At 73.0% G+C, this 23,324-nt stretch carries 25 protein-coding genes; 8 read left to right on the forward strand and 17 right to left on the reverse strand.

The window, feature by feature from the left end; genetic code table 11:
- The first annotated feature begins 78 nt into the window (after positions 1-78).
- Positions 79-573: a hypothetical protein gene (locus tag ACH4XV_RS33025; protein ID WP_395795995.1), complete on the forward strand. Its 495-nt coding sequence runs from the start codon at positions 79-81 to the stop codon at positions 571-573.
- A 30-nt stretch (positions 574-603) separates the two neighbouring features.
- Here the strand turns inward: ACH4XV_RS33025 and ACH4XV_RS33030 are convergent, their stop codons facing one another.
- The gene (locus tag ACH4XV_RS33030; RefSeq protein WP_395795996.1) at positions 604-1,419 is read right to left on the reverse strand and encodes a hypothetical protein; all 816 of its coding nucleotides are present in this window, start codon (positions 1,417-1,419) and stop codon (positions 604-606) included.
- A 67-nt stretch (positions 1,420-1,486) separates the two neighbouring features.
- Complete coding sequence (locus tag ACH4XV_RS33035) at positions 1,487-1,777, reverse strand: helix-turn-helix transcriptional regulator (protein WP_395795997.1); 291 nt, start codon at positions 1,775-1,777, stop codon at positions 1,487-1,489.
- 626 nt (positions 1,778-2,403) lie between these two features.
- Here ACH4XV_RS33035 and ACH4XV_RS33040 point away from each other — a divergent pair.
- Complete coding sequence (locus ACH4XV_RS33040) at positions 2,404-3,435, forward strand: hypothetical protein (protein WP_395795998.1); 1,032 nt, start codon at positions 2,404-2,406, stop codon at positions 3,433-3,435.
- 18 nt (positions 3,436-3,453) lie between these two features.
- On the opposite strand, the gene ACH4XV_RS33045 is transcribed toward ACH4XV_RS33040, so the two are convergent.
- Positions 3,454-4,011 carry a TetR/AcrR family transcriptional regulator gene (locus tag ACH4XV_RS33045; RefSeq protein ID WP_395795999.1) on the reverse strand — a complete coding sequence of 186 codons (558 nt, stop codon included), beginning with the start codon at positions 4,009-4,011 and terminating at the stop codon, positions 3,454-3,456.
- A 157-nt stretch (positions 4,012-4,168) separates the two neighbouring features.
- On the reverse strand, positions 4,169-5,197 hold the full coding sequence (locus ACH4XV_RS33050; protein WP_395796000.1) for an EamA family transporter: 1,029 nt from the start codon (positions 5,195-5,197) through the stop codon (positions 4,169-4,171).
- Between the two features lie 90 nt (positions 5,198-5,287).
- On the opposite strand from ACH4XV_RS33050, the gene ACH4XV_RS33055 reads away from it, so the two are divergent.
- Positions 5,288-5,794 (forward strand): Lrp/AsnC family transcriptional regulator, encoded by a 507-nt coding sequence (locus ACH4XV_RS33055; RefSeq protein ID WP_395796001.1) that lies wholly within the window; start codon positions 5,288-5,290, stop codon positions 5,792-5,794.
- Positions 5,795-5,955: 161 nt separating this feature from the next.
- Entirely contained in the window at positions 5,956-6,660 is a 705-nt protein-coding gene (locus tag ACH4XV_RS33060; protein ID WP_395796002.1) for a hypothetical protein, read from the forward strand.
- Positions 6,661-6,685: 25 nt separating this feature from the next.
- On the opposite strand, the gene ACH4XV_RS33065 is transcribed toward ACH4XV_RS33060, so the two are convergent.
- From ACH4XV_RS33065 to ACH4XV_RS33090, 6 genes are all read right to left on the reverse strand, one after another.
- Entirely contained in the window at positions 6,686-7,291 is a 606-nt protein-coding gene (locus ACH4XV_RS33065; protein WP_395796003.1) for an isochorismatase family protein, read from the reverse strand.
- An 85-nt stretch (positions 7,292-7,376) separates the two neighbouring features.
- Positions 7,377-8,360 (reverse strand): GlxA family transcriptional regulator, encoded by a 984-nt coding sequence (locus tag ACH4XV_RS33070; RefSeq protein ID WP_395796004.1) that lies wholly within the window; start codon positions 8,358-8,360, stop codon positions 7,377-7,379.
- Between the two features lie 143 nt (positions 8,361-8,503).
- Positions 8,504-9,154, reverse strand: coding sequence for a hypothetical protein (locus ACH4XV_RS33075; protein WP_395796005.1), 651 nt, complete (start codon positions 9,152-9,154; stop codon positions 8,504-8,506).
- Positions 9,151-10,056 (reverse strand): sigma factor, encoded by a 906-nt coding sequence (locus ACH4XV_RS33080; protein WP_395796006.1) that lies wholly within the window; start codon positions 10,054-10,056, stop codon positions 9,151-9,153. Before ACH4XV_RS33080 ends, ACH4XV_RS33075 begins: the two co-directional genes overlap by 4 nt.
- Entirely contained in the window at positions 10,053-10,235 is a 183-nt protein-coding gene (locus ACH4XV_RS33085; protein ID WP_395796007.1) for a hypothetical protein, read from the reverse strand. Before ACH4XV_RS33085 ends, ACH4XV_RS33080 begins: the two co-directional genes overlap by 4 nt.
- Before the next feature lie 228 nt (positions 10,236-10,463).
- Positions 10,464-11,174 carry an SDR family NAD(P)-dependent oxidoreductase gene (locus tag ACH4XV_RS33090; protein WP_395796008.1) on the reverse strand — a complete coding sequence of 237 codons (711 nt, stop codon included), beginning with the start codon at positions 11,172-11,174 and terminating at the stop codon, positions 10,464-10,466.
- A 102-nt stretch (positions 11,175-11,276) separates the two neighbouring features.
- On the opposite strand from ACH4XV_RS33090, the gene ACH4XV_RS33095 reads away from it, so the two are divergent.
- Positions 11,277-12,110 carry a helix-turn-helix transcriptional regulator gene (locus ACH4XV_RS33095; RefSeq protein ID WP_380012027.1) on the forward strand — a complete coding sequence of 278 codons (834 nt, stop codon included), beginning with the start codon at positions 11,277-11,279 and terminating at the stop codon, positions 12,108-12,110.
- 13 nt (positions 12,111-12,123) lie between these two features.
- Here ACH4XV_RS33095 and ACH4XV_RS33100 read toward each other — a convergent pair whose 3' ends face one another.
- Both ACH4XV_RS33100 and ACH4XV_RS33105 read right to left on the reverse strand, forming a co-directional pair.
- Positions 12,124-12,627: a GNAT family N-acetyltransferase gene (locus ACH4XV_RS33100; protein WP_395796009.1), complete on the reverse strand. Its 504-nt coding sequence runs from the start codon at positions 12,625-12,627 to the stop codon at positions 12,124-12,126.
- Between the two features lie 179 nt (positions 12,628-12,806).
- Positions 12,807-14,015: a cytochrome P450 gene (locus ACH4XV_RS33105; RefSeq protein WP_395796010.1), complete on the reverse strand. Its 1,209-nt coding sequence runs from the start codon at positions 14,013-14,015 to the stop codon at positions 12,807-12,809.
- A 225-nt stretch (positions 14,016-14,240) separates the two neighbouring features.
- Between ACH4XV_RS33105 and ACH4XV_RS33110 the strand changes: the two genes are divergently transcribed.
- A complete protein-coding gene (locus ACH4XV_RS33110) occupies positions 14,241-15,308 on the forward strand; it encodes a KR domain-containing protein (protein ID WP_395796011.1) in 1,068 nt (355 codons plus the stop codon).
- A 12-nt stretch (positions 15,309-15,320) separates the two neighbouring features.
- Here the strand turns inward: ACH4XV_RS33110 and ACH4XV_RS33115 are convergent, their stop codons facing one another.
- The 5 genes from ACH4XV_RS33115 to ACH4XV_RS33135 form a co-directional block, all read right to left on the reverse strand.
- Positions 15,321-16,133: a tryptophan 2,3-dioxygenase gene (locus ACH4XV_RS33115; protein ID WP_395796012.1), complete on the reverse strand. Its 813-nt coding sequence runs from the start codon at positions 16,131-16,133 to the stop codon at positions 15,321-15,323.
- Between the two features lie 194 nt (positions 16,134-16,327).
- On the reverse strand, positions 16,328-16,723 hold the full coding sequence (locus ACH4XV_RS33120) for a hypothetical protein (protein ID WP_395796013.1): 396 nt from the start codon (positions 16,721-16,723) through the stop codon (positions 16,328-16,330).
- Positions 16,724-16,842: 119 nt separating this feature from the next.
- Complete coding sequence (locus ACH4XV_RS33125; RefSeq protein WP_395796014.1) at positions 16,843-17,784, reverse strand: hypothetical protein; 942 nt, start codon at positions 17,782-17,784, stop codon at positions 16,843-16,845.
- A gap of 156 nt (positions 17,785-17,940) precedes the next feature.
- Positions 17,941-20,403 carry an FtsX-like permease family protein gene (locus ACH4XV_RS33130; RefSeq protein WP_395796015.1) on the reverse strand — a complete coding sequence of 821 codons (2,463 nt, stop codon included), beginning with the start codon at positions 20,401-20,403 and terminating at the stop codon, positions 17,941-17,943.
- The gene (locus tag ACH4XV_RS33135) at positions 20,400-21,092 is read right to left on the reverse strand and encodes an ABC transporter ATP-binding protein (protein WP_395796016.1); all 693 of its coding nucleotides are present in this window, start codon (positions 21,090-21,092) and stop codon (positions 20,400-20,402) included. The genes ACH4XV_RS33130 and ACH4XV_RS33135 overlap by 4 nt, the downstream gene beginning before the upstream one ends.
- Positions 21,093-21,314: 222 nt before the next feature.
- Between ACH4XV_RS33135 and ACH4XV_RS33140 the strand changes: the two genes are divergently transcribed.
- Together ACH4XV_RS33140 and ACH4XV_RS33145 are read left to right on the forward strand one after the other, a co-directional pair.
- The gene (locus tag ACH4XV_RS33140) at positions 21,315-22,610 is read left to right on the forward strand and encodes a sensor histidine kinase (protein WP_395796017.1); all 1,296 of its coding nucleotides are present in this window, start codon (positions 21,315-21,317) and stop codon (positions 22,608-22,610) included.
- Entirely contained in the window at positions 22,595-23,290 is a 696-nt protein-coding gene (locus ACH4XV_RS33145; protein WP_395796018.1) for a response regulator, read from the forward strand. Before ACH4XV_RS33140 ends, ACH4XV_RS33145 begins: the two co-directional genes overlap by 16 nt.
- Positions 23,291-23,324 lie beyond the last annotated feature (34 nt).

Genomic DNA, 23,324 nt, shown 5'->3' on the forward strand with positions numbered 1-23,324 from the left:
GTCCCGGCGCCGGCGGCCGTCGGTTCCGCCTCGAAAATCCCGGCCTCGCGCCGGTTCGTCGTTCGCTACGCTGCGCAGATGGCGACTGACGGGGGTTCGGGGGATGCCGGGATCGAACAGACGCCCGCCCAGGGGCGGTTGGGGTCCGCGGACGGGACGGCCAAGGTATTTCACGCCCTCGGGTTGGCCGTGTTGCTCCTGTCCGAATACTGGCGGTCGGTGATCGACGATCTGCGGACGGGGACCGCGCCGCCGGACCGGGTCCAGGCGCTCGCCCGGGCGGCGGCGTCGATGGCCGACAACGGGTTGCACAAGACGGCGGCGGACCTGTTCGAGACGGCGTCGTTCGGTCAGGAGCGGGCGGCGTTGTGGGCGGCGGTGTGTTGTGCCCTGGTCGTACGCCTCAACCGGCACGGGTCGCCGGAACTGCAGAAAACCCTGTCCTATGTGTCCGCCGTGTACTGCGCGCTGGCGTGCGCCGTCGGCACGTACTACCTGTTCGCGTCCGGGCCGATCGTGCTGCTCGCCCTCGGGATCGGCTTCGGAGTGATGCACACCGCGACCCGCAAATGACCTGGTGCGGACGGGGGTTCGGCGCGTCCGTCAGCGATTCGGATAGGTCGCGCAGACCAGCGTGGTGTCGTTGTGGGCGACCCAATACCAGTAGTACGTACGGTCGTTGGCCACCCTGGCACACGCACCGGCGCGCACTTCGGCCGGGGCCCGGTAGACGCCGGTGACGGCCAGGAGCGAATCGAAGCTCGCCGGGATGCGCGCCGCGTCGCAGTCGATCCAGGTGAACAGGTTGGCGGAGTAGCGCGGGGTGTTCTCGGTCCCGCCCGAGCGGGAGACCAGGAAGCACTGGCCCTTGCGGAACTGCCTTTCCAGGCACAGGTCGACGTCGCGGTAGCGCCAACTGGTCACCCCGGGGTCGCTGATCGGACAGTTCGTGGCGTTCACCCCGGCCACGCGCACGAACGCGCTGTCCGAGTCGCAGTCCACCGCGCGCGGGGTGTCGGTGTTCCAACCGCTGCCGCGCTCCGTCCCGGTCTGCCACGCGTTCAGGCAGGTCCCGTTGTGGGCCACCGCCGCGAACGCGTCCGCGCGCGGGTCGCGCACGGGGGTCGGCACCGAGCCGCCGGGCCGGGAATCGCTCCCGCTCGGCGTGCGCCCGGGCGTCTGCCGGGGATCCGCCGGCAGCCCGCGCACCGTCGGGAACCCCGTGGGCGGCCCGGTCGGCAGCCCCGCCTTCGGCACCCCCTTCGTCGCGGCGGTCAACGCCGCCGGCGCGCCCCCGGCGCCCTTGCCGCCCTTGTCGTCCTCCAGTACGCGGGGCAGCACGATCACCGCGAACAGCAGTGCCGCCACCAGCAGTACGAGATTGCCCTGTTGCCGCTTCGAATCCCCGACCCCCGTCATGCCGCGCCATGGTACGGACCCGCCGCGCATTCCGACACCACCATCGGTCGACGTCCGCCGAGGTCGGTCAGGGCGTTGGCACGTGCCGCCGAAAACGGCCCGGCGGGATGCCGTATGCGCGTTTGAACGCCTTGGCGAAGGCGTACTCCGAGCCGTAGCCGCAACGTTCGGCCACGGTCGGCAGCGACGCGTCGGTGCCGCACAGCAGGCGCGCCGCGGTGGTCATCCGCCACCGGGTGAGGTGGCCCAGCGGGGGTTGGCCGACGACGGTGCTGAAGCGTTTGGCGAAGGTGGCCCGCGAAACCCCGGATCGGGTGGCCAACTCCTCGACGTCCTGCTCCGCACCGCCGAGGCGCACACGTCCGCGCGCCGATAGCCGCGCCCGGATCGCGACCGGGTGTTCGGGACGCGTCCGGGAGGTGTTCCGAACATGTTCCGGACGGTTGGGGGCGTTCCGTCGTCGCCATCGACCGGTCGAGACTTGCTTCGCCGGGCCGAGTTCGGGCGCTACGGGTATCGGGGGATCTCGGCCTCGGGACGAGCGGCGCGGGCGGCGTATGCCCGCACCGCTCGTCGGGTGTGCGGGTGCGTGGCACGGAAGGATGCGCGGCAGAGTCGCTCATTGTCGGGCCTGGTCGATCGGCACGGGGATGGCACGCCCGGCGCCACGGCAAAGGTCACTCGAAGGAGTGGCACCGCGTGTCGATCGGGTGAACACGCGGTAGCCGGCGTGTATCGATCGCGGGCTCCTCGTTGTCCGCTCCGACGCCGGATCCCGCTCCGGGAATCGGCGCACCGCTCATCACGCGGTCGGCGCCCGACGCCCGCCGCCTTCGGCCACCGCCCGAATCAGGAGACCGCCACGCAGCGAACCCGACAGCAGTCGAACCCCGAACCCCCGTGCGCCGGGCCCGACCTGCCACCGCCGCGCGCCGTCGGCCGCCACCGCCACTCCTCCTCCGGCCCGGACGACGGCGGGTGCCGATGAGGGCCGGTCGACGGCGCCTCCCGTCGATCGCCAGGGCGGCCACGGCACCGGAGCCCGGCCTGATCGCGCTCGCCGTCGTCGGGATCGGCATCGGCGGTTGCTCGGGATCCGGCCTCCCGGTCCTGCTCGCCGCCGGTCTGGCGTTCGCCGTCCTGCTGCGCACGGCACGCGGACCGAACCGCTCGCGCGCGATCGCGTTCGGCACGCTCACCATCGGCGCGGGCGCCCTCCAGGCCGTCCCGCAACCGACCGGGCGGCCCCTCTCGCCGTGGCCCCCGCTCGCCTTCCTCGCGATCACCCTCGCCGTCGTACTCGCCGCCGCGGTCCGCCTGTTGACCGAGGTCGTGCGTGTCACGGGCGGCCGCGCACCGCGACTGCGCAGCGCCCTGGACGCCTGGCTGCTGGTCGCGTCCGTCCTCACCCTGGGCCGAATGACCGCGCTGCACTGCGCCGCCGGCGACCCTCGGCACGGGCCCGCGTCGAGCGTCTGGGTCCCGGTGGGCTGGTTGTGCGTCGACGTGGTGTGGGTGTGCCTGGCTCCGCTGCTCTACGGCGCGCCGACCCGGGGACGACGCGGCGGCGCGGCCCTGGTGACGCTGTTGGCCGTGGCGGTGATCGGCCTCGGCGGCATCGAGGTCCTCGTGTCCGACGCGGTCGACCGGGTGAGCCGCCTGACGACCGCCACCCGGGTCGTGGGCATGGTGATGATCGTGTGCGGGCCCTGTACCCGCCCGGCCGGCATATCCGCGACCGCGAGCACACCCCGGCGCCGGGCCGCGACCGCGGTACTGGCCGCGAGCGTACCCGTGCTCGCCTGTACCGTCGTCGCCCTCGTACACCTGCTCGCCGGACACCGCTGCGACCGGCTCACCGTCGTCCTGGCCGGCTCCGTCGCGGCCACCGTATGGGCGCGCCAATGCCTGGCCCGCCTGCGCACCCTGCGCCTGACCGAACAACTCGCCGACCACGTCGCCGCACACCGGCCGCGGATCCCGCACCAGGGCGCCCGCCGGCCGGGCCGACGGTGATCCCGCCCCCGAAGTCGGCTATCTCAACAGCCACTTCCGAGTCAGCAGCAGCACCTCCGCGCGACTGTACGGGCCTTGGTCGGCGGCGACGAAGTGCATGCCGATTCGCAGCGAGAAGGCGAGCAGGCAGCGCACCTCCACGTCGCCCGGGTCGGCGCAGAACGTCGCGAACAACGAACGCAGGTAGTCCATCCGCCGGTTGTCCACCCTGCGCAGCCGCTCCGCGACCGCCTCGTCGCGCCGGGCCCAGTCCCGGACCGCCAGGTCGGCGGCGGTACCCAGGACCGGCCCCTCGCTCGTGGACGCGAGCTCGAACAGTCGATCCAGTCGGGCCCTGGCGTCGCCCCCGCCGGCCTCGACCCGCTCGATCACGTCCTCGGTGACCGCGCGCTCCCACGTGTCGAGCATCTCGGCGAGCAGCGCGCCCCGGTTGCCGAAGTACCCGTAGAACCCGCCCTTGCTGACGCCCAGTGCCTGCGCCAGCGGCTCGATCCGGACCGCCTCGGGACCGCCGGCGGCCAGCGCGCGCAGCCCCTCCTCGACCCATCTGCCGCGCGGTGTACGGGTCATGCCCACGATGTGGTTCCTCTCGTCCTCGCGTCACGCCTCGCCGTACGGTGTCGTACTCGTGGGTGCCGACCTGCGTCCATACGGCATCGTATGAACAGCGCCGGGCGTCGTGCGCCCTCGGGCCCCGGCGCGTCGAGGGCATCGGCGAGCGCGGCCGGGGTCCTCACCCCCGCCGGGCGTCCTCCGACGAGCCGACCTCCGCGACGCGGGCGGGCGCTTCGACCGGCTTCTTGACCGGCTTCTTGACCGGCTTCTCGACCGACTGCTCGGCCGACTGCTCGACGGGCTTGGCCGGGCGCGGGCGCGTGGCGACGATCAGGACCACCGACGCGACGATGATCGCGCCGCCGAGGTAGACGTTCGGGCCCACCGACTCGCCCGCGATCGCCGCGCCCAGCAGCACCGCCACCACCGGGTTGACGTACGCGTAGGTCGCCACGGTGTCGTTGGGGAGCACACTGTTGACGTACATGTACGCGCTGAACGCGACGATCGACCCGGCGAACACCAGCCAGGCCAGCCCCAGCCACGAGGCGGTCGAGATGCCGGCCACGTCCAGTTGCCCGAACTCGCCGCGCAGCGCGGCCAGGACGAACAACATCACCCCGGCCGTGATCATCTCCAACGAGGTCACCACCAGCGGATGCCGAGGCAGCGGCGCGGTGCGCGCGTACACCGAGCCGCCCGCCCACAACACGCACGCGACCAGCACCATCACCACGCCGCCGACGTGCACGTCGCCGCCCGGGCCGCCGACCAGGACGCCGATGCCGATCGTGCCCAGGAGCAGCGCGAGCAGGATCGCGCCCGACACCCGGGTCCGGGTGGCCAGCGCGTTGATCAGCACCATCCACACCGGCACCGTCGCCACGACCAGCGCGGCGAAGCCCGAGTCGAGGTGTTGCTCGCCCAGGCTCAACAGCCCGTTGCCGCCGACCAGGAGCAGCCCGCCGATGATCGCCGCCGAGCGCAGGTGCGGCCAGGTGGGTCGCTGCTCGCCGCGTGCGTGTCGCGGGCCGACCACCGCGAACATCAGCAGTCCCGCGACCAGGAACCTGGTCCCGGCCGAGAGCAGCGGCGGGATCGTCTCGACCGCGTAGCGGATGCCCAGGTAGGTCGAGCCCCACACGATCCACACGGTCACGAGGGCGACCCACGGCAACAGCCGATCCCTCTTTTGAGGAGACAACACGACGAGCACACCTCATTAAATTAGGGGATCAAGGCTGCTAACCTTTTTTAGAGTAGGTCAGACACGATCGCCGGAACAAGGGGCTTTTCCATGACGCGGCAGCTCGACGAGATCGACCGGGCGCTCCTTCGCGCACTGAGCGCGGACGGCCGGCGCACCGTGCGCGCCCTGGCTAGATCGGTGGATCTGTCCGAACCCGCCGTGCGCGAGCGCATCCAACGACTGGAGCGCGACGGGGTGATCACCGGCTATCACGCGGAGTTGGCCCCGGCGCGGGTCGACGCCGGCACGGCCGCGTTCATCGCGCTGCGCTTCGACGCGGGGCGGGCGGCGCGCGATCAGGTCGAGGCGGCGATCCACCGCGAGCCCGCCGTCCTGGAGGCACACGAGGTGGCGGGCGAGGACTGCTTCTGGATCAAGGTCCGGGTGGCCTCCACCGCCGCGCTCGCCGACACCCTCGACCGGATCCGCGCGATCCCGGTCATCCGCGGCACGGGCACCACCATCGTGCTGCGCACCGTCTTCGAACGCCCGCTGCTGTCCGCCGAATCCGCGGTCGAGGCCGCCGACGAGGCGGTGTCGGACACCCGCGCGTAGCGGTCGCGCCGGCAAACCGCATCACCCCCCGCACACCGGCGTGCGGGGGGTCTTCGGCGCGTTCTTCGCGTGGAGCTTGGCGCAAAACATACCTGCGCGCCCTTTGCGGATAGTGATTGGCTGACTTCCGTCGGTTATCACGGTGGGGTGAGGAGTCACGCGTGATCATTCAGCTGTACGGCGAGTGGACCCAGCGATCGGACACGCCGGCGAACTATGCGCGGGCGGTGGCCGGTTGCCAGGAGGTCGCGGACCGGCAACGGAAATATTTCACCGCCGACGGACAAAAACATGAGCGTTCGATGGTCAACAAGGGCCTCGCCCTCTACATCGACGTCCCGCACCACCTCCTCGGCTTCGACGACTCCGGCGCACGGGGCATCGCCGAGATCAAGCCGAACAACTGGGACAGCGGCTTCCTGAGTTTCGCGGTCGGCGGCCGGCGCAGTTGGACCGACGGAGTGGTCACCGCGCCCGAATCGGTGTTGTGGGCGGCGATCCACGCCTACTGGAGTGTCCGGGTGCCGGAATACGCCGACGCGTCCGCCCGGGAACGGCAGGCGTACCGACGCGGACATCTGCCGTCCGGGGCGAAGGGGGTGCCCTCCATCGAGGACCTGTCCGGCCTGATCGACTACACCAGGTGCCGCCGATCCGGACCGGTCGTCGTGGTGGCGGGTCGGCACGTGGAGTTCGAGGAACCGGCGGACCGCCAGGAGGAGTTACCCTTCCTGGTCGCCCTCACCGACCCGCTGCACGAGCCCCCGCTCACCGGCCCCTACAGCTACCGCGGCGACCACGACGACACGGCCCGCCTCGCCAGAATCCGCAAACTCGAACCCCAGTCCCGCACCGGCCGCCGCTGACCGGCAGGGCCCGCGCGCCGGCGGATCAGTCGACCAGGTGCGCGACCGTTGGTACCACGAGGCCGAAGAGATCGGCGATGGTGGCCAGGCTTGCCGATTGGAGTGCCTCGGCGGGGGTGACGGCGCCGTCGGGGGCGGGCAGGGCTCGGGTGGCGGTGGCTTCGGCTACGACGGTGGGGCGGTAGCCGAGGTTGAAGGCGCCCTGTGCGGTGAAGGTGACGCACATGTGCGTCATGAAGCCCGCCAGGATCAGGTCGGGGCCCGCGTCCAGGTCGCGGAGCGTGCGCTCCAGGTCGGTGTCGTGGAAGGCGTTGGGGACCTGCTTGACCACGACCGATTCGCCGTCGGCCGGCGCCACTTCGCCGCTGATCGCGCCGATCTCGGCGCGGATGTCGTACGGGGTACCCGCTCCGCCGTCGTTGACGACGTGCACGACGGGCGTACCCGCCGCCCGGGCCGCGGCGAGCAGTCGGGCCCCGGCGGCCAGGGCCGGTTCGACGCCGTCGAGGGCCATCACGCCGGTGCGGTAGGTGTTCTGGAAGTCGATCATGATCAGGGTGCACGCGCCGCCGAGGCGGGGCGGCGTGTTGTCGAGGCCGATGACCTCGCGCAGGGTCGCGGAGGGGTGCATGGTCGGAAGTACCTTTCGTTCGGAGCCGGTTGCATGGTTTTCGGGCAGGGGAAGCCGCCGAACCACGCGGGTTCGTACGCCGGGGTCAGGACGCCGTGCGGAAGCGGCGGCGATAGCCGGCCGGGGTGGTGGTGAGTTGTTTGCGGAAGGCCCGGTGCAGGGTTTCCACCGAGCCGAATCCGGTGGCCGCCGCGACCGCCTCCAGCGGTTCGTCGGTGCTCTCCAGGAGGCGGCGGGCCGCCTCGACCCGCGCGGCCTCCACGTAGGCCGCCGCGCCGGTGCCGGTCTCCTGCCGAAAGACCCGGGCGAACTGACGCTCGCTCAGGCACATCCGCCCGGCCAGCGCCGACGTGGACAGGTCGTGGTCCAGGTGCTCGGTGATGTACACGCGCAGTTCGTCGATGTCCCGCCGGCCGGTCGCGGGCCGGCTCAGCGGCACGCTGAACTGGCTCTGGCCGCCCTGCCGACGCAGGTACATGACCAACTGCCGGGCCACCGCGAGGGCCAGGTCCTCGCCGTGGTCCTCGGCCACCAGGGCCAGTGCCAGGTCCATACAGGCGCTGATCCCCGCCCCGGTCCAGACCCGGCCGGAGCGCACGAAGATCGGGTCGGCGTCGACCCGCACCTCGGGGTGGTCGGCGGCCAGTTGCGCGGCGGTGGACCAGTGTGTGGTCGCCCGCCGCCCGTCCAGGAGGCCCGCGGCGGCGAGCACGTGCGCGCCCACGCAGACCGACGCGATCCGGCGGGCGTGCGGCGCGGTGGCCGCGACCCACGCCACGACGGCGTCGTCGACCAGGGCCACCGGACCCTCCGGGCCCATCGCCACCGCGCCGGGGACGAGCAGCGTGTCCACCGCGGCCCCCACGTCGGCGAAGGCGACGTCCGCGAGGATCCGTACGCCGGCCGACGTGCCGACCGGGCCGGCCTCGGGGCCCGCCAGGCGGACCACGTAGCCCGCCGCGCCCGCGGTCTCCCGGTTGGCCAGGGCGAAGACCTCGGCCGGGCCGGTGACGTCGAGCAGGTCGACGTCGGGGAAGACCGCGATCACGACGCGGTGTGGAGTGGACATGCGTCCATCGTGGCGCCCACCCCCGATGGCCGCAATGACGGGTATCTGTCACATTCGGCCATCGACGCGGCGCGGCCGCGTCGGCCCGACACGAACGTGGCGGGCGCGTCCGGGAGATCCGGAGCGCGCCCGCCACATGACGGTCATCCGTGGCCGGCGGCGGCCAGGAGACGGGGGAAGCGGTCGTTGGGTCTACAGATCTCGCCGAGGTCGGGGTCGTCGACCTCCTCGATGCCCGGCTCCACCCGGGCGACATACGCCTCCGGGTCGCCCGCCCCCTCGATCTCGGCGGGAGCCGGCGTGGGCGTGGCCGCGTGCAGCCGACCCGCCCAGTGGTGGGCGTCCTGCGGTTCTCCCTCGATCCGGTGGTGCAGGGTCAACAGGCGCATCGCCTCGACGTCGTCGGCGCCGGCCGCGTACCGCCACCAGAACGCCGCCGGCGCGGGCCGCCCGGTCAGATACAGCAGGCAGCCGAACACCAGCGCCCCGTCGGCCTCACGTTCGTGGACGAACTCGCCGAGGAGGGGACCGGTGGTCGGCCGGGCCACCACGGCCTGGCACAGCTGTTCCAGGTCCGCCGCCGCCGCGTTCTGCGCGGCGTGCGCGTCCGCGAAACCGGTGCCGCGTTGGGGACCGATGGTGCCGGGCCGGACCAGGGCGGCCAACAGTTGCTCCTGGACGATGCGGTCGGCCAGCCGGCGGGTCGCGGCGCCGGCGTCGTAGTCGGCGAAGGCCGCGTCCATGTCGCGCCTGCGCTGTTGGAGGGCGTGGTCGAGGGAATTGTGGCGGTTCATGTATTCGGTTCCCGAGGGTGCGATGGGGACGACGGGGTGGATTCGGGATGTACGTGGCGGGCCCGCTCCAGCGCGGTGGCGAGTTGTTTGCGGGCCGCGTGTACGTGGCTGCGGACGGTGGAGATGGTCACCCCCAGGTAGTCGGCGACGTCCTGGAGCGGCAGTTGCATGACCAGGTGCAGGCGGGCGCAGGTGGCCCGCTTGACCGGCATCGCGGCGATCGTGCGATCCAGGATGTCCAGGTGGGGCACCACCGCGGCCGGGTCACCGCTGCCGGTCGAGGCCACGTCGGGGGCGCCCGGCGCGGTGAAGTCGAACAGCACCTCGGGGGTGCGCCCGCGCCGCCGACGGATGTCCACCACCCGGCGGCGCAGGATCCCGAAGGCGAGCGCGAGCGGCGGGCTGGGGTGGCGCACGATCTCCGCCCAGCGCCGGGACAGCGCGAGCAGCACGTCGGCGACCGCCTCGTCCGCGTCGTGCGCGCAGCCCAGGCTCTTCCAGGCGTGGTCGATCAGGGTCTGCTGGTGCTCCCGGCAGAACCGGACGAAGTCCGCGGGCGCGTCGATCACCGGACCACCGGGGGCGGGACGCCGCCGGTCCACGGTGTCCCGGACCAGGTCGCGCCGCAGCCGGCGGTCCTCCAGGGCGTCGGTGAGCATCCGGAACGCGCGTTTGACGGGCGGCGCGGGCTCGCGCAGTACGTCGTCCCAGCGCTGGAACAGGGCGAGCAGCACGTCGGCGACGATGTCCTCGGCCTCCGGGCGCGAACCGAGGTGGTCGTAGGCGAAGCGGGTGAGCGTGAGTTGGTGGCTGTGGCAGAAGGCGACGAAGTCGTTGCGCAGGAGGTCCACCAGGTCCACGTCCACGGCTTGGGCCTGCTCGGGGCGTCGGGGTTCGGTCATCGTCCGCCGCCCTTGCCGCGCGCGGAGTGTGTGCTGCGATACCCGTGGCCGCAGTGGCGGTGCGGCTCGGGGAGCGCGAAGCCACGCATCAGGGCACCGAGCGGCGCGCGCACGACGACGACCAACACGCCTATGACCAGCCACAGTTGTCTGGTCTCGGGGCCGAGGATGTTGTTCAAGGCAGCGGTTCCTTCCGTGAAGTCCGGCGCGAACACCGCCGGGCGCGCCGACCGTTGCGCCCGACGGTGTCCACGAGACCCGAAGGCCTCTCACCCCCTATCTCGCCGGCCGACCACCCGCCGTCCAAGCCGAAACCGCAAAATCTCGCGCAACGCGTCCGAACGACTACACGTTGTCGCCCCACCAGGCCCGATGCCCGATGCGGCGGGCGCGGCGCGCCGGCCCCGTCACCACGGGAGTGTGCCGTCGGCGTCGAAGTAGCCGCCGGTCGGGCCGTCGGGGCCCAGGCACGCCATCCGCACGATGACCTCGGCGCCCTCCCCGACGGTCTGGAGCCCGGTGTGCGCGTTCAGGTCGGTCTTGGTGAAACCGGGCTCCACCGCGTTGATCCGCAGCCGCGGGAAGGCCTTCGCGTACTGCACGGTGATCATGTTGACCGCGGCCTTCGAGGCCGGATACGCCACGCCCGGATAGGCGTGCGTCGGCGTGCCCGCCTCGGTGACCCGGGTCAGTGAGGCCAGGCCACTGCTCACGTTGACCACCACCGGCGCGGCGGACGCCTCGAGGAGCGGCAGGAACGCGTCGGTGACCCGTACCGTGCCGAAGACGTTGGTCTCGAACGTGGCGCGCAGCGCGTCGACGGACAGCTTGCCCGGGCCGCTGACCACACCCCGGGCATCCATCTCCCGCTGGATGCCCGCGTTGTTGACCAGGACGTCGAGCCCCCCGGCCGCCGCCACCTCCGCCGCCGCGGCCCGCACGGACGCGTCGTCGGTGACGTCCAGTCGAATCGCCCGCACGCCCAGTTCCTCGGCGGCCCGGCGACCGCGTTCCGCGTCCCTGGCGGCGAGCAGGACCGTGTGGCCCGCGGCGACGAGTCGGCGGGCGGTCTCGAAGCCGAGACCCTTGTTGGCTCCGGTGATCAATGTCGTTGTCATGCCCCCACCCTCCGGCCGGCGTCCGGCGACAGCCAGGCGTCCCGCCTTCCTGGGACTGCCGGTACCAGGCACATCCGCGTCGACGGGTGCACAGTGGTGTGCATGACGACCACCGAATTCGGCCGCACGGTACGACGCTGGCGCGACCGGGTCTCCCCGGAGGCGGCCGGGCTGCCCCTGGGCGGGCACCGGCGCGCGGCGGGGCTGCGCCGTGAGGAACTGGCGCTGCTGGCCGGGATATCGGTCGACTACGTGACTCGCCTCGAACAGGGCCGGGCGAGCAATCCGTCGGAGCAGGTCGTCGAGGCACTGGGCAGGGCGCTGCGGGTCTCCCGCGCCGAGCGCGAGCACCTGTTCCATGTCGCCGGGTTGGTTCCGCCCGGGCGCGGCACCGTACCCGCCTACCTCACGCCGGGCATCCAGCGCATGCTGGACCGGCTGACCGGGACCCCCGTCGCGGTGAGCGACGCGGCGTGGACCCTGCTCCTGGCCAATCCGATGTACACGGCGCTGATGGGTGAGCAGCACGGCGACGAGCGCAACGCGGTGTGGCGCGCGTTCCTCGGCTCCGAGAGCCGGGTCCGGCACACCCCGGAGTCCCGGCGCGCGTTGGAGGAGATTCAGGTCTCCCAGTTGCGGGCGACGGCGAACCGGTATCCCGAGGACCGTCGGCTGCGCCGACTGATCGCGGAACTGCGCGCGAGGAGCGAGCGGTTCACCGCGTTGTGGGAGTCGCCGGGCGTGGTGCCGCAGGAGGGGGTGACCTGCAAGGTCGTCGACCACCCCCAGGTGGGCACGCTGACCCTGGACTGCGACGTTCTGCACGCGGCAGGCAGCGATCTACGCGTCATCGTCTACACCGCCGAGCCCGACACCCCGGACGCCGAACGCCTCGCCCTCCTCGGCGTGCTCGGCACCCAGTCGCTCACCGGGTAGGACCGGACAGGGCCTACGCGTGTGCTTCCACGCCGTACAGGCGCAGGCCCCGACTGCGGTAGTTCTTCAGGGCGTTGGCGTGGTCCTCGGACGAGGTGTGCAGCCAGACCCGGCGCACCGCGGCGGCGTCCGGGAGCGGCGGGGTGGCCCACGCCTGACGGAGCACCAGGGTCAGGGCCCAGCCGCCCAGGCCCTTGCCGACGTATTCGGGGAGCAGGCCGAAGGTGACCACCTCGACCACGCCGCCGGGTTGCGGTTCGAGGTTGCCGATGCCGGCGCTCTCCCCCCGATGGGTGATCAGCCAGGATTCGCGCAGCGGGTGGGCGGCGCGAAGTTCGGCCCAGTCGCGCTCGGTTCGCTCCGTGCTGCGCCAGCCGTAGGGCGCGCCGATCCGCGCCTGGAGCGCGTACACCTCGGGCGAGGGCTCGACCCGCCGCAGTCCCAGTGCCTCGACGGGCCGTGACGGCCGCAGTTCGTCGGGCGCGGTCATCTCCAGATACATCAAACTCTTGCCCATTGCGACAGGCTATCGAGGCTCGCGGACACCGAGGCCGTCGCCAGGTAGGCCGCTCCAACGGGTGATCCTCGTTGGGCCGTTCAGGCGACCTACTACCGAATTGCCGGTTGCGCACCGGATCGGTCCCGGGACGCTGGGCCCCCGAGGGGTGACCGCGGCGAGGTCACCCCGGCGCGCGGTCACCAGGCGACCGGGAGGGCGAGCGGGAAGCGCCAGATGGACACCGTGTTCCACCGCACCTGCTCGGCCGGTACGGCCAGTCGCAGATCAGGGAACGCGGCCAGCAACGAGCCGATGCAGACCTCCATTTCCATCCGGGCCAGGTGTGCGCCCAGGCAGTGGTGGGTGCCGTGCCCGAAGGCCATGTGCGAGGCGGGCTTGTCCCGGTCGAAGTCGAGTTCGTCGGGCCGCTCGTACACCGCCTCGTCGCGGTTGGCGGTCAGATACGACACATGCACGGTGTCGCCGGCGCGCACCGTGACACCGTCGAAGTCCACGTCCTCCAGGGCCACGCGCGGGATGCCGACGCCTTGGCGGAAGGGGATGAAGCGCAACAACTCCTCCAGGGCCTTGGGCAACCGGTCCGGATGGGCGCGCAGTTCGGCGAGGTGGGTCGGATGGGTCAGCAGCGTGTAGACGATGTTGCCGATGTCGTAGGTGAGCGTGTCGTGTCCGGAGACCATCAACAACATGGCCAGGACCGTCAGTTCGCCCTCGTCCAACATCTCGTCGTCGATCCGCGCGGTGGCCAGCGCACTGATCAGGTCGTCGCCCGGGTCGCGGCGCCGCGCAGCGCACAGTGCGGTGAAGTACGCGCGCAAGCCCGCCTTCGCCGCGGCGGCCGTGGTCCGGTCGGCGACGTTCATCGACATCATCGCCACGGCGTCCCGGCGGATCCCGGGTCGGTCCGCCTCCGGAATGCCGAGGAGTTCACTGATCGTGCGCAACGGCAATTGCCCGGCCAGCAGTTCCATCAGGTCGGCCGGTGCGCCGTGCTCGGTGATCCCGGCGAGCAGTTCGTCCACCACACGCCGCGTCCACGGCCGCAGCTTCTCCACCTGCGCGTTGCTGAACGCCTTGACCACCAGCCGGCGGACCCGGTTGAGGGTGGGCGGGTCCATCAGGTTGATCGACTCGGACTGGGCGATCGGCGCCGGGGTGATCCGGGGGAAGTCGGTACCCACCAGCGCCGCCCGGCTGAACCGGCGGTCCGAGGTGACCAGGCGTACGTCCGCATGCCGCGTGACGAGCCAGCAGCGCCCCTCGCCGTAGGGCATGCGGACCCGGGCGACCGGTGCCTCGGTGCGCATCCGGGCCATCGTCGGGTCGGGCTCCAGTGCCTCGTCGTGCCGGAACGGGCATGCCCATACCTGCTCGTCGGTGGTCATCGTGTCTCTCCCAGTCCACGGGGGCGCGTCGTTCGCCGGCGATACCGGCGACCTGTGCTCTCCACGGTGGGCGCACGGGCGTCCCGAACGCGTGGGGCGGGGGTCCCGCGCACGTCCCGGTCCGGTCCCGACGCCGGTTCCCGATGCGGCGCTGCCGGTGGCGGGCCCGGGGACATGGCCTGCATTGGCCTTACGGCGGGCCGATCCGGCCCCTACGATCGGCCGATGACCACGATTTTGATCATCGGCGTGGGGGACATGGGCGAGCGGGTCGCCGATGGTTTGGCCGCGGGCGGGCCCGGGCGGCGGCTGGTGCTGGCCGGCCGCTCGACCACGGGCGACGCGGCGGCGGCGACGGTGGCCAGTTCCCGCGACTGCCTCGTCGAGGCGGTCCGGCTCGACGCGTCCCGGTCGGAGGAGGTGGCCGGGCTGATCGACAGGCTCCGCCCCGACCTGATCGTGCACTGTGCGTCGCTGCGCAGCCCCTGGGCGCTCGCCGGCCGTACCGATCCCGCCGCCGAGGCGGTCGTCGCCGCCGGCCTCGGCCTGCGGCTGCCGTACCAGCTGCCGCTGATCCTGTCCGTCATGCGGGCCACCCGCGCCGCCGGGTACACCGGCCCCGTGGCGAACCTGTCCTTCCCGGACGTGACCGGCCCGGTGCTGGCCCGCCTCGGCCTGGCCCCCACCGCCGGCCTGGGCAACGCCGCGATGGTCCACCTGCGGGTGCGGGCCGCGCTGCGGGCCGCGAACCCCGATCGGCCGCTGCCGCTGATCCGCGTCCTCGCCCACCACGCGCAGGTGCTCGGCGTGATGGCCGCGCAACGCCCCGCCGACCCGGACCTGGGCTGCCGGGTGCATCTCGGCGAGGACGGCCGGCGCGACGACGCCCTCGCCTACCAGGCGCCGCCGATCGCGCCCGGCCTGCGGCACAACGTGGTCACCGGCGCCGCCGTACTCCCGGTCCTGGAGGCGCTGTTGCCGGGCGCCGGTGCGCTGCGCCACTCCACCGCCGCGCCGGCGGGCCTGCCCGGCGGGTACCCGGTCCGGATCGTCGACGGTGTCGTGTCCCTGGACCTGCCGCCGGGCCTGGCCGAGGCCGACGCGATCGCCTTCAACGAGCGCCTCGCCGCCGGCGACGGCATCGATCGGATCGACGCCGACGGCACGGTCCGGCTCACCGCCGCCGCACACCGCGCGGTCGCGGGCATCGCGCCGGACCTGGCCGAGCCGATCGCCGTCGACGAGATCCCGGCGCGCGCGGCGCGGCTGGACGCGGTCCTGGCCGGGGCCTGATCGCGGCCCGGCTCAGGCCTTCGACCTGACCTCCCACAGGTCCGGGAAGACCGGGTTGAACAGGGTGGAGCGCAGATAGGCCGCGCCGGACGAACCGCCCGTGCCGAGCTTGGCGCCGATGGTGCGCTCGACCATCTTCATGTGCCGGTAGCGCCATTCCTGGAGGCCCTCGTCGATGTCGACGAGCGCCTCGCACACCTGCGCGGCGTGTCCGGTCTCGTCGCGGTAGACCGCCTCCAGGCTCGCCTGCACGTCCGGGTCGGCCCGCCACGCCAGGCTCGGATCGCGGTCCAGGACCCGCGCGGGCACCGGGTAGCCGAGGGCGGCGAGGTGGCGCAGCAGCGAGTCGAACACCGACGGGCGGTGCGCGGCGGCCTTGAGCCGGTCGTCCAGGTCCAGGTCGTAGCCGCCGAACTCGCGGCGCCCGAGCACCGCTTCGAGCTCTCGGAACTGGGCCGACTGGAACCCGCTGGACGTGCCGAGCGCGTCCCGGAACGACGCGAACTGGCGGGGCGTCATGGTCTCCAGGATGTCGAGCTGGCCGACCACGGTCTTCAGGATCTTGGCCACCCGACGCGCGGTATGCAGCGCGCCCGCGCTGTTCCCGGTCTCCAGGTGCCGCTGGAGCAGTGCCACCTCGTGCAGGATCTGCTTGAACCACAGCTCGTAGACCTGGTGGATGACGACGAACAACATCTCGTCGTGCGCGTCGGTGGCCGGCTGCTGGCAGGACAGCAGGGTGTCCAGCCGCAGATAGCTGCCGTACGTGATGTCTGCGGTGTCCACGGCGTCTGCGGTGTCCGTGCTGTCCGGCGCGTCGCTCATCGGCGCGTCCTCTCCTCGCGGGCTGTCAACCGTTCCGATGGCCTCGGAGACGACGGGCACCATCCTGTGCCGGTCGGCGCCTTTCAGGAATGGCCGACACACGGAAACACGCCGGTCGGATGTCATGATCACAACACGTTGCGCGGGGTCGTGCTTATGTTCGTAAACCGTGCCTGATAGGGCGGGCGGGGGACTCAGTACTCCCAATCCCAGTCGAGCGTCTCGCCGGTGAGGTCGTGGTAGACGCTCGCGATCTGCCCGACATGCACCCCGGGCAGTCCTGGCCGCCAGGCCGGGAAGGTTTCGGGATCGGCCCACAGGGAGCGGTAGTACGCCCGGCCCCGGCTCACCACCCAGTGCGCGACGTCCTCGGCGCCGTCCTCCGAGTCCGGCAGGTACGGGGTGAACGGGTCGTCGAGCAACTCGACCACGGCGTCCAGGAATTCGCGGTGGAAGCGGACGAGGTCGGCCGGGTCCGAGGCACGCAGCACGGCGTCGACGTGCTCGGGGTCCCGGCACACGTCCTCGACGCGCTCCCAGAAGGAGTCCGGGAGGTGGTCGGGCGGGGATGGCGGGCTCTCCGGCTTCACGCGGGGCATGGTTCCAGACGGACGGAACGACCGGCACCCGGGGGTCGGCCGGGTCGTCCCGTCGCGATGGCGGAGGTATGCGAAGATCGACCGGATTCGATCCCGGTCGCCTCCCGCGATCAGCCCACGTGCTCCTCGTAGTCGGCCACGCGGGTCTGCACGTACGTCAGCAACTCGCCTGCCGCGCTCCTGAGTTCCTTGGCGCCGTCGGTCCGGCCGTCGCTCCGCTCGGCCGACGACACGACCAGGGAACGTACCGCCATGAGGCGACCGAAGTCGCCGGTGCCGCCCGGCGGTACCGGCTTCAGGGTCGAGCCGGCCGGCGGGTCGAGCGCGACGACCTGGTAGCGGATCGGATCCGTGCCCGTCAGGGCGAACAGGGCGGCGGCGTCCTCGGCACGGTTCATGGTGACCACCGCGACACTGATCCGCATCCGCCGGTCGGCGTCGGTGTACAGCGCGGCGGACAGGCGCGTACAGCCGGCGCCCCGGGCGACCGCGGCCGCCAGGTCGGGCGCGAACATCTCGGCACAGGTCCGGGGCACATGCACGTCGACCCGCTGGAACTCGGCCCCCGACGGCAGCCGTACCCGCGCCTCGGGAAACGCCTTCGTCTCGGGCACCGGCGGCGCCGCCTCGGCCCGGCCCACCTGGAGCGGCGTACTCGCGCCGCCCCCGGTGGGAGGGCTCGCCGGGATACCCGCGGTCGGGGTGACCGGTCCGATCACCAGGGTCGGGCGCGCGGTGGAGACCACCGACACGTCCGCCGTGTTCGGCCCGCTGTCGGCCGGGCGGACCAGGCCGTACACGCCCACCGACAGGATCACCGAGCCCACGACGGACGCGGCGAGCCATCCGGGGGACACGTGCCCGGGCGGCCGCGCACCGGATCGTGTCCCGCCCCGGCGTGCGCCGGTCCCGCCGCGGTCACCGCCTCTGCCCGCACCCGCGCTCGCTCCCGCGCCGGGAAAGTCCCCACCCGCTCGGCCGGCCGCGTCGTTCGCCCGCGCGACCTCGCGCGCGAGAAACGCATCCCAGTCCGGCTCGTCCCGCCCCGTCATGACCCGCCCCCAAGTTCGCAAACCCCCCACACGCAGCCTACCGACCCACCCGCCCGCGAGACCGGCCCACCCGGCCCCGAACTCGGCATCGGGGCAGGGTGGATCGAGCGGGATGGAGCGGACGGACGGTACGCGATGCCGGTGCGTGGCGCCGCCCTACTCGGTACGCAGCGCCGTGGCCGTGCGGGTTCGGGCCGCCCAGGTCGCCGGGAGGAGCGCGCCGAGGGCCGCGATGGCGACGCCCGCCAGGCCCAGGAGGGCCAACTCGGGGAGGTCGTAAACGTCGAGCACGCTCGGCGGCAGGTTCGTGCCGGCGGCGTGGCCCATCCTGGGCACCACGTAGCCGTGCAGCGCGTAGCCGACCGGGACACCGATCAGGCCGCCGGCCACCCCGATTCCGACCACCGAGGCGAGCACGAGGCCCACCGTCTGTCGCGGGGTCATCCCGAGCGCCTTGCACACGCCGAGGTCGTGCACCCGCTCCCGGGTGTCGAGCACGACCGAGTTGAGCACACCCAGCCCCGCCACGGCGACCAGCATCAGGGTGAGCAACACGGCCATCGCGTCCAGGACCAGGATCAGACCGCCTCCGCCCGAGGACGCGTCGCCGAGCACCGCGCCGCCCGACGGCTCCACCGCACGGGCGAGATCGGCGGCGTAGCGGTCGCGGTCCACACCGGGCTTCAGGCCGATGAGGTACACGTCGGGGCGCGCCGAGGCGAAGGAGGCCATGTCGGCGTGGATCCGGGTGCCGTCGTCCGAGGTGTCGAAGGCCTCGCCGACGATCCGCAGGGCCTGGGCGTCGCCCTCGTGGGTGACCCGGATCGTGTCGCCGATCCGGGTGCCGGTGCGGGCCAGGAATCGGGTCGGCACCACGACCTGCCCCGAGCCGTCGAGCCAGTGCCCGGCGATCATCGGGTAACCGCCGGGCCGCGAGTCGCCCTGGTACAGCGCGGCCCGGACCGAGCCGGGGATGCCGGTCACGGTGACGTCGGCGTGTCCCACGCCGTAGCTCGTGGCGGTGCCGGGCGCGGCCACCACCGCGGCCCGGATCCGGGCCGCGTCGGCGGGGGCGGAAGGGCCGCCCCCGGTGGGGGCGTTGCCGGCGCTCCCGCCCGGGGCCGGGGCGTTGCCGGTGCCCGGCCCCGCGCCGCCGGCGGGGGTGTTGCCGCCCGCCGGGCCCGCGTTCATCGCCGGCGCTCCGCCCGGCCCGCCCGCGGCGCCGACGAGCACCGTGACCGCCGCCCGGCTCTCCGGGTCCTGTGCGTCCCCGACCGCGTTCAGCGACGCGGTCAGGCCCACCGCGAATGTCGCCGCGACGGTGCCGAACACCACCGCGAGCACCATCGCGAGGGTCCGCACGGGATGCGCGAACGGGCTCGCGAGACCGTACGTCACCGCCCGGGGCAGCGGCAGCCGCCCGGTCGCCCGATACGCCCACCGCCCCCGCCCCGTCCGCGGCGCCCGACCGACCGCGATCGCCTCGACCGTACGCAGTCGACCCGCCCGCAGCGCCGGCACCAGCGCGGCGACCCCGACCACGACGAGCGCGCCGACCGCGACCAGCACGTCCACCCACCAGGCCACCGACAACGAGGCGTCACCGTAGACCTGTTCGGTATCCGCCAGGAGCGGCAGCGCCATCAGGTTCCCCAGCACCACACCGAGCCCGATGCCGATGGCCGCCGGCACCAACGCCTGGGCCACATACGCCCGCACCACCTCGCGCGGGGTGAAGCCGATCGCCTTGAGGATGCCGATCCGGCGCAGCCCGGTGCCGACCGCGCCGCTGACCACACTCCCGACGATGATCACCGACATGGCGATGCCCAGCACGCCGAAGGCGGTCAGGAACGGGATGGTCGGCGCGGCGTTGCCGTCGGCGGCGCGCTTGGTGTCCAGGTGGGACCGGGCGCCGAGGAACGCCCCCGCCGGTACGGCCGACACGAGTTCGGCCCGGCGGTCGGCGACCTTGCCGTCCGTCCCGGCGGCGGCGAAGCGGTAGAGCATCTGCAGCCCCGTCGGCTCGTTCGTGGACGCGAGCGCGCCGACCTGGTCCGGAGTGACCCAGGCGCCGGCGGTACGGCTCACCGATCGGGCGATGCCGACCACGGTCAGGATCGGCGCGCCGGGGGCGTCGGAGCCGGCCAGCGTGAACCCGGGCGGCATCTCGGGGCCGGCGAACTCGGTGGACAGCACGATCTCGCCCGGTTTCTCCGCCCAGCGGCCCGAGGTGAGGTCGAGGTCGTCGACGGCCGCGTGTGGACCGGCGCGACCGGCCACGGTGAGCGCCGGGAAGTGCCCGCCGCGACCGTCGGTGGGGTGGATCGTCGCGGTCGGGTACGGTCCCGCGCTCGCGGTGACGCCGGCCAGGTGCCCGGTGGCCGCGAGGTCCGCCGCGCCGACCTTGCCCGGGTCGAACTGGGCGCTCAGGTGTGCCCCGTGCTGGTGGGCGAAGGCGTGGTCGAAGGGCGCGTTCGCGGCGACCACGAGCGATCCGGCGACCACCGCCGAGGCCACGGCCATCATCGTGGCCAACGCGATCACCACGGTCTGTACCCGACGCCTGGACACCCCGGAGCGGACCACCCGGCCGAGCGCGCCGCCGCGCCCGATCATCGGACCGCCTCCGCGCGCGGGTCGAGCGCCAGGTGCCCGTCGACGAGGTGGATCGACCGGCTCGCGCAGGCCCGGGCCAGCGCCGGATCGTGGGTGACGAGCACGATGGTCTGCCCGTCGCGGTGCAACTCGGTGAGCAATTCCCGGACGTCCGCGCCGGAGGCGCTGTCCAGTGCGCCGGTCGGCTCGTCGGCCAGCAGCAGTGCGGGCCGGTTGATCAGCGCCCGGGCCACCGCGACCCGCTGGCGCTCTCCGCCGGAGAGCCGGCCCGGGTAGGCGCGGGCGTGTTTCCCGATGCCCAGCACCTCCATCAGCTCGCCGGCCCGCGCCGCCGCCTTGCGTCGGCCGGTTCCGGTCAACTGCGCGGGAAGCTGGATGTTGTCGGCGACGGTGAGGTCGTCGAGCAGGTTGAAGAACTGGAAGACCATGCCGATGTGTTCGCGGCGGAAGCGGGCCAGCGCGTGCTCGCTCAGTCCGTCGACGCGCTGCCCGGCCACGGTCACCGTGCCCTCGCTCGGTCGGTCGAGGCCGGCGATCAGGTTGAGCAGCGTCGACTTGCCGCTGCCGGAGGGGCCGGTCACCGCCAGCGCCTCGCCGCGGGCCACGCCGAGGTCGAGCGGGCCGAGCGCGGGCGCTCCGCCGCTGTCGTAGCGCTTGGCCACGCCCGCGAGTTCGATCACAGGGGTCATGGGAGTCGTCCATCCTTGGCGTCGTGGGGGGTTGCGTGTCTGCCGGCCTCGGCGACGCTAGGTGCCCGGGTGCTCGCGGCGCGTCGGCCGCCGCGCCGACATCCGGCCCTTCCCGGGAAGGACCCGCGGGCGGGGTCATCCCTGCGATGTACGCCGCTCGGCCCGGGGCACCGGTCGTGCGGGGGGATGCGGCGGCCGGCGGACGGGTCGCACAATGGGCCGGTGTTCAGGGACGATTGGCGCCGATGGCGCGGGCAATTGGGGGTCGTGCTGCGCCCGGAGGCCGAGCCGGCGCCGCTGTCGCGGCGGGCGCGGTACGCCGATGTGCTGCTCGCGCTGGTGCTTACCTTCATCGCGCTGGTGGTCGCGGTGCGCTATCCGGACGCCGGGCCGGGGCCGGTCGGTCCGATGGGCGATCAGCCGATGCCACCGGAGCCGCCCGAGCCCTGGTTCCCGCCGCCGGAGGAGCACGGACTCGACTCGGGGGCCTGGCCGTTGGTCGTGTTGTCCGCACTGCCCCTGGCGGTCCGCCGCCGGTATCCGCTGGTCGCCTTCGGCGTGATCCTCGGCGCGACGGTGTGCATCGGTGAGGACCACGCGTCCTGGATCAATGTGACCACCTGCGTCCTGGGCGCCTACAGCGCGGTGGTGCACAGCCGCTACCGGGGCCGGGCGGTGGTCGGGCTGGGTCTGGCCGCCGTGCTGGCCGGCGCCGCCTTCCGGGACACCCCGCCGATGTTGCCCGGCTGGTCCAGCCCGGGGGTGGTGATCCTGATCGCGGGCGGCCTGGCCGCTCTGGTGCTGTTCTGGCAGCGGCAACTGGCGGCCGGTCGGCAACGGTACGCCGACCTCGAACGTGCCCAGGCCGAGGCCACCCGCCGCGCCGTCGAGGAGGAGCGATCCCGGATCGCCGCCGAGTTGCACGACGTGGTGACCCACAATGTGAGCGTGATGGTGATCCAGGCGGGGGCGGCGCGCACGGTGATGGACGCGGCGCCGGAACGATCGAAGGCGGCGCTGCTTGCGGTCGAGGCCGGCGGGCGGGCCGCGATGGCCGAACTGCGCCACGTGATGGGGCTGCTCGCCGCCCCCGACACCGAACGCCCCGACGAACTCGAACCACAGCCCGGTCTGGACCGGCTCGACGCGCTGATCGAACGCGTCCGCGCGGCGGGGACACCCGTACGCCTGGCCGTGTCGCTGCCGCCCCAGCCGCTGCCGGCGGGGGTGGACCTGACCGCCTACCGCGTGGTCCAGGAGGCGCTGACCAACACGATCAAGCACGCGCCCGGCGCAGCCGCGCACGTGACGATCGGCTACACCGGGGAGCGGCTGGAGATCGAGGTCACCGACACCGGCGTCGCGCCCGCCGGGCCGACACCGGTCGGCGGCGGCAGCGGGCGGGGCCTGCTCGGGCTGCGCGAACGGCTCGCGGTCTACGCCGGCGAGTTGACCGCCGGGCCGACGCTGACCGGCGGCTACCGGATCCGGGCGCGCATCCCGTGGCGGACGGCGTGAGCGGGGCGCCGCTGCGCGCGGTGATCGCCGACGATCAGGCCCTGGTGCGCACCGGGTTCGGGATGATCCTGAGCGCGGACGGCATCGAGGTCGCGGCCGAGGTGGCCGACGGCGCCGACGCGGTGGCCGCGGTCCGGCGTACCCGTCCGGACGTGGTGCTGATGGACATCCGGATGCCGCGCATGGACGGCATCGAGGCCACCCGCCGCATCCTCGCCGAGCGCCCGGACGGCTCCGACGGCACCCGGGTGATCATCCTGACCACCTACGACCTCGACCACTACGTCTACGCGGCGCTCACCGCCGGCGCGAGCGGCTTCCTGCTCAAGGACGTCACCCCCGAACACCTGGTCGCGGCGGTGCGCCTGGTGCGCTCCGGCGACGCTCTGCTCGCCCCCACCATCACCCGCCGGTTGATCGAACGTTTCGCCCACCGCGACGAACCCCCCGCAACCCTGCATCGCGACCTGTCCGACCTCACCCCGCGCGAACTCGAGGTCCTGCGCCTGCTCGCCACCGGCCTCAGCAACGCCGAACTGGCCGACCGCCTCACCCTGAGCCCGACCACGGTCAAAACCCACATCGGCCGAATCCTCAACAAACTGGACCTCCGCGATCGGGTCCAGGCGGTCGTCCTGGCCTACGAATCCGGCCTGATCTCCCCGGGATCGACCCCCTGACCCGACCCGCCGGCGCGACCACCGCACCCGTCCC

It is taken from the genome of Embleya sp. NPDC020630 (genome assembly GCF_044334985.1).
In the GTDB taxonomy this organism is placed as follows: domain Bacteria; phylum Actinomycetota; class Actinomycetes; order Streptomycetales; family Streptomycetaceae; genus Embleya.

Bases quoted from the DNA above. Each gene is read 5' to 3' on its own strand.
- ACH4XV_RS33025 (WP_395795995.1), top strand. From the start codon at position 79: ATGGCGACTGACGGGGGTTCGGGGGATGCCGGGATCGAACAGACGCCC.
- ACH4XV_RS33030 (WP_395795996.1), bottom strand. From the start codon at position 1,419: ATGACGGGGGTCGGGGATTCGAAGCGGCAACAGGGCAATCTCGTACTG.
- ACH4XV_RS33040 (WP_395795998.1), top strand. From the start codon at position 2,404: ATGAGGGCCGGTCGACGGCGCCTCCCGTCGATCGCCAGGGCGGCCACG.
- ACH4XV_RS33055 (WP_395796001.1), top strand. From the start codon at position 5,288: ATGACGCGGCAGCTCGACGAGATCGACCGGGCGCTCCTTCGCGCACTG.
- ACH4XV_RS33065 (WP_395796003.1), bottom strand. From the start codon at position 7,291: ATGCACCCCTCCGCGACCCTGCGCGAGGTCATCGGCCTCGACAACACG.
- ACH4XV_RS33070 (WP_395796004.1), bottom strand. From the start codon at position 8,360: ATGTCCACTCCACACCGCGTCGTGATCGCGGTCTTCCCCGACGTCGAC.
- ACH4XV_RS33075 (WP_395796005.1), bottom strand. From the start codon at position 9,154: ATGAACCGCCACAATTCCCTCGACCACGCCCTCCAACAGCGCAGGCGC.
- ACH4XV_RS33080 (WP_395796006.1), bottom strand. From the start codon at position 10,056: ATGACCGAACCCCGACGCCCCGAGCAGGCCCAAGCCGTGGACGTGGAC.
- ACH4XV_RS33090 (WP_395796008.1), bottom strand. From the start codon at position 11,174: ATGACAACGACATTGATCACCGGAGCCAACAAGGGTCTCGGCTTCGAG.
- ACH4XV_RS33095 (WP_380012027.1), top strand. From the start codon at position 11,277: ATGACGACCACCGAATTCGGCCGCACGGTACGACGCTGGCGCGACCGG.
- ACH4XV_RS33100 (WP_395796009.1), bottom strand. From the start codon at position 12,627: ATGGGCAAGAGTTTGATGTATCTGGAGATGACCGCGCCCGACGAACTG.
- ACH4XV_RS33105 (WP_395796010.1), bottom strand. From the start codon at position 14,015: ATGACCACCGACGAGCAGGTATGGGCATGCCCGTTCCGGCACGACGAG.
- ACH4XV_RS33110 (WP_395796011.1), top strand. From the start codon at position 14,241: ATGACCACGATTTTGATCATCGGCGTGGGGGACATGGGCGAGCGGGTC.
- ACH4XV_RS33115 (WP_395796012.1), bottom strand. From the start codon at position 16,133: ATGAGCGACGCGCCGGACAGCACGGACACCGCAGACGCCGTGGACACC.
- ACH4XV_RS33125 (WP_395796014.1), bottom strand. From the start codon at position 17,784: ATGACGGGGCGGGACGAGCCGGACTGGGATGCGTTTCTCGCGCGCGAG.
- ACH4XV_RS33130 (WP_395796015.1), bottom strand. From the start codon at position 20,403: ATGATCGGGCGCGGCGGCGCGCTCGGCCGGGTGGTCCGCTCCGGGGTG.
- ACH4XV_RS33135 (WP_395796016.1), bottom strand. From the start codon at position 21,092: ATGACCCCTGTGATCGAACTCGCGGGCGTGGCCAAGCGCTACGACAGC.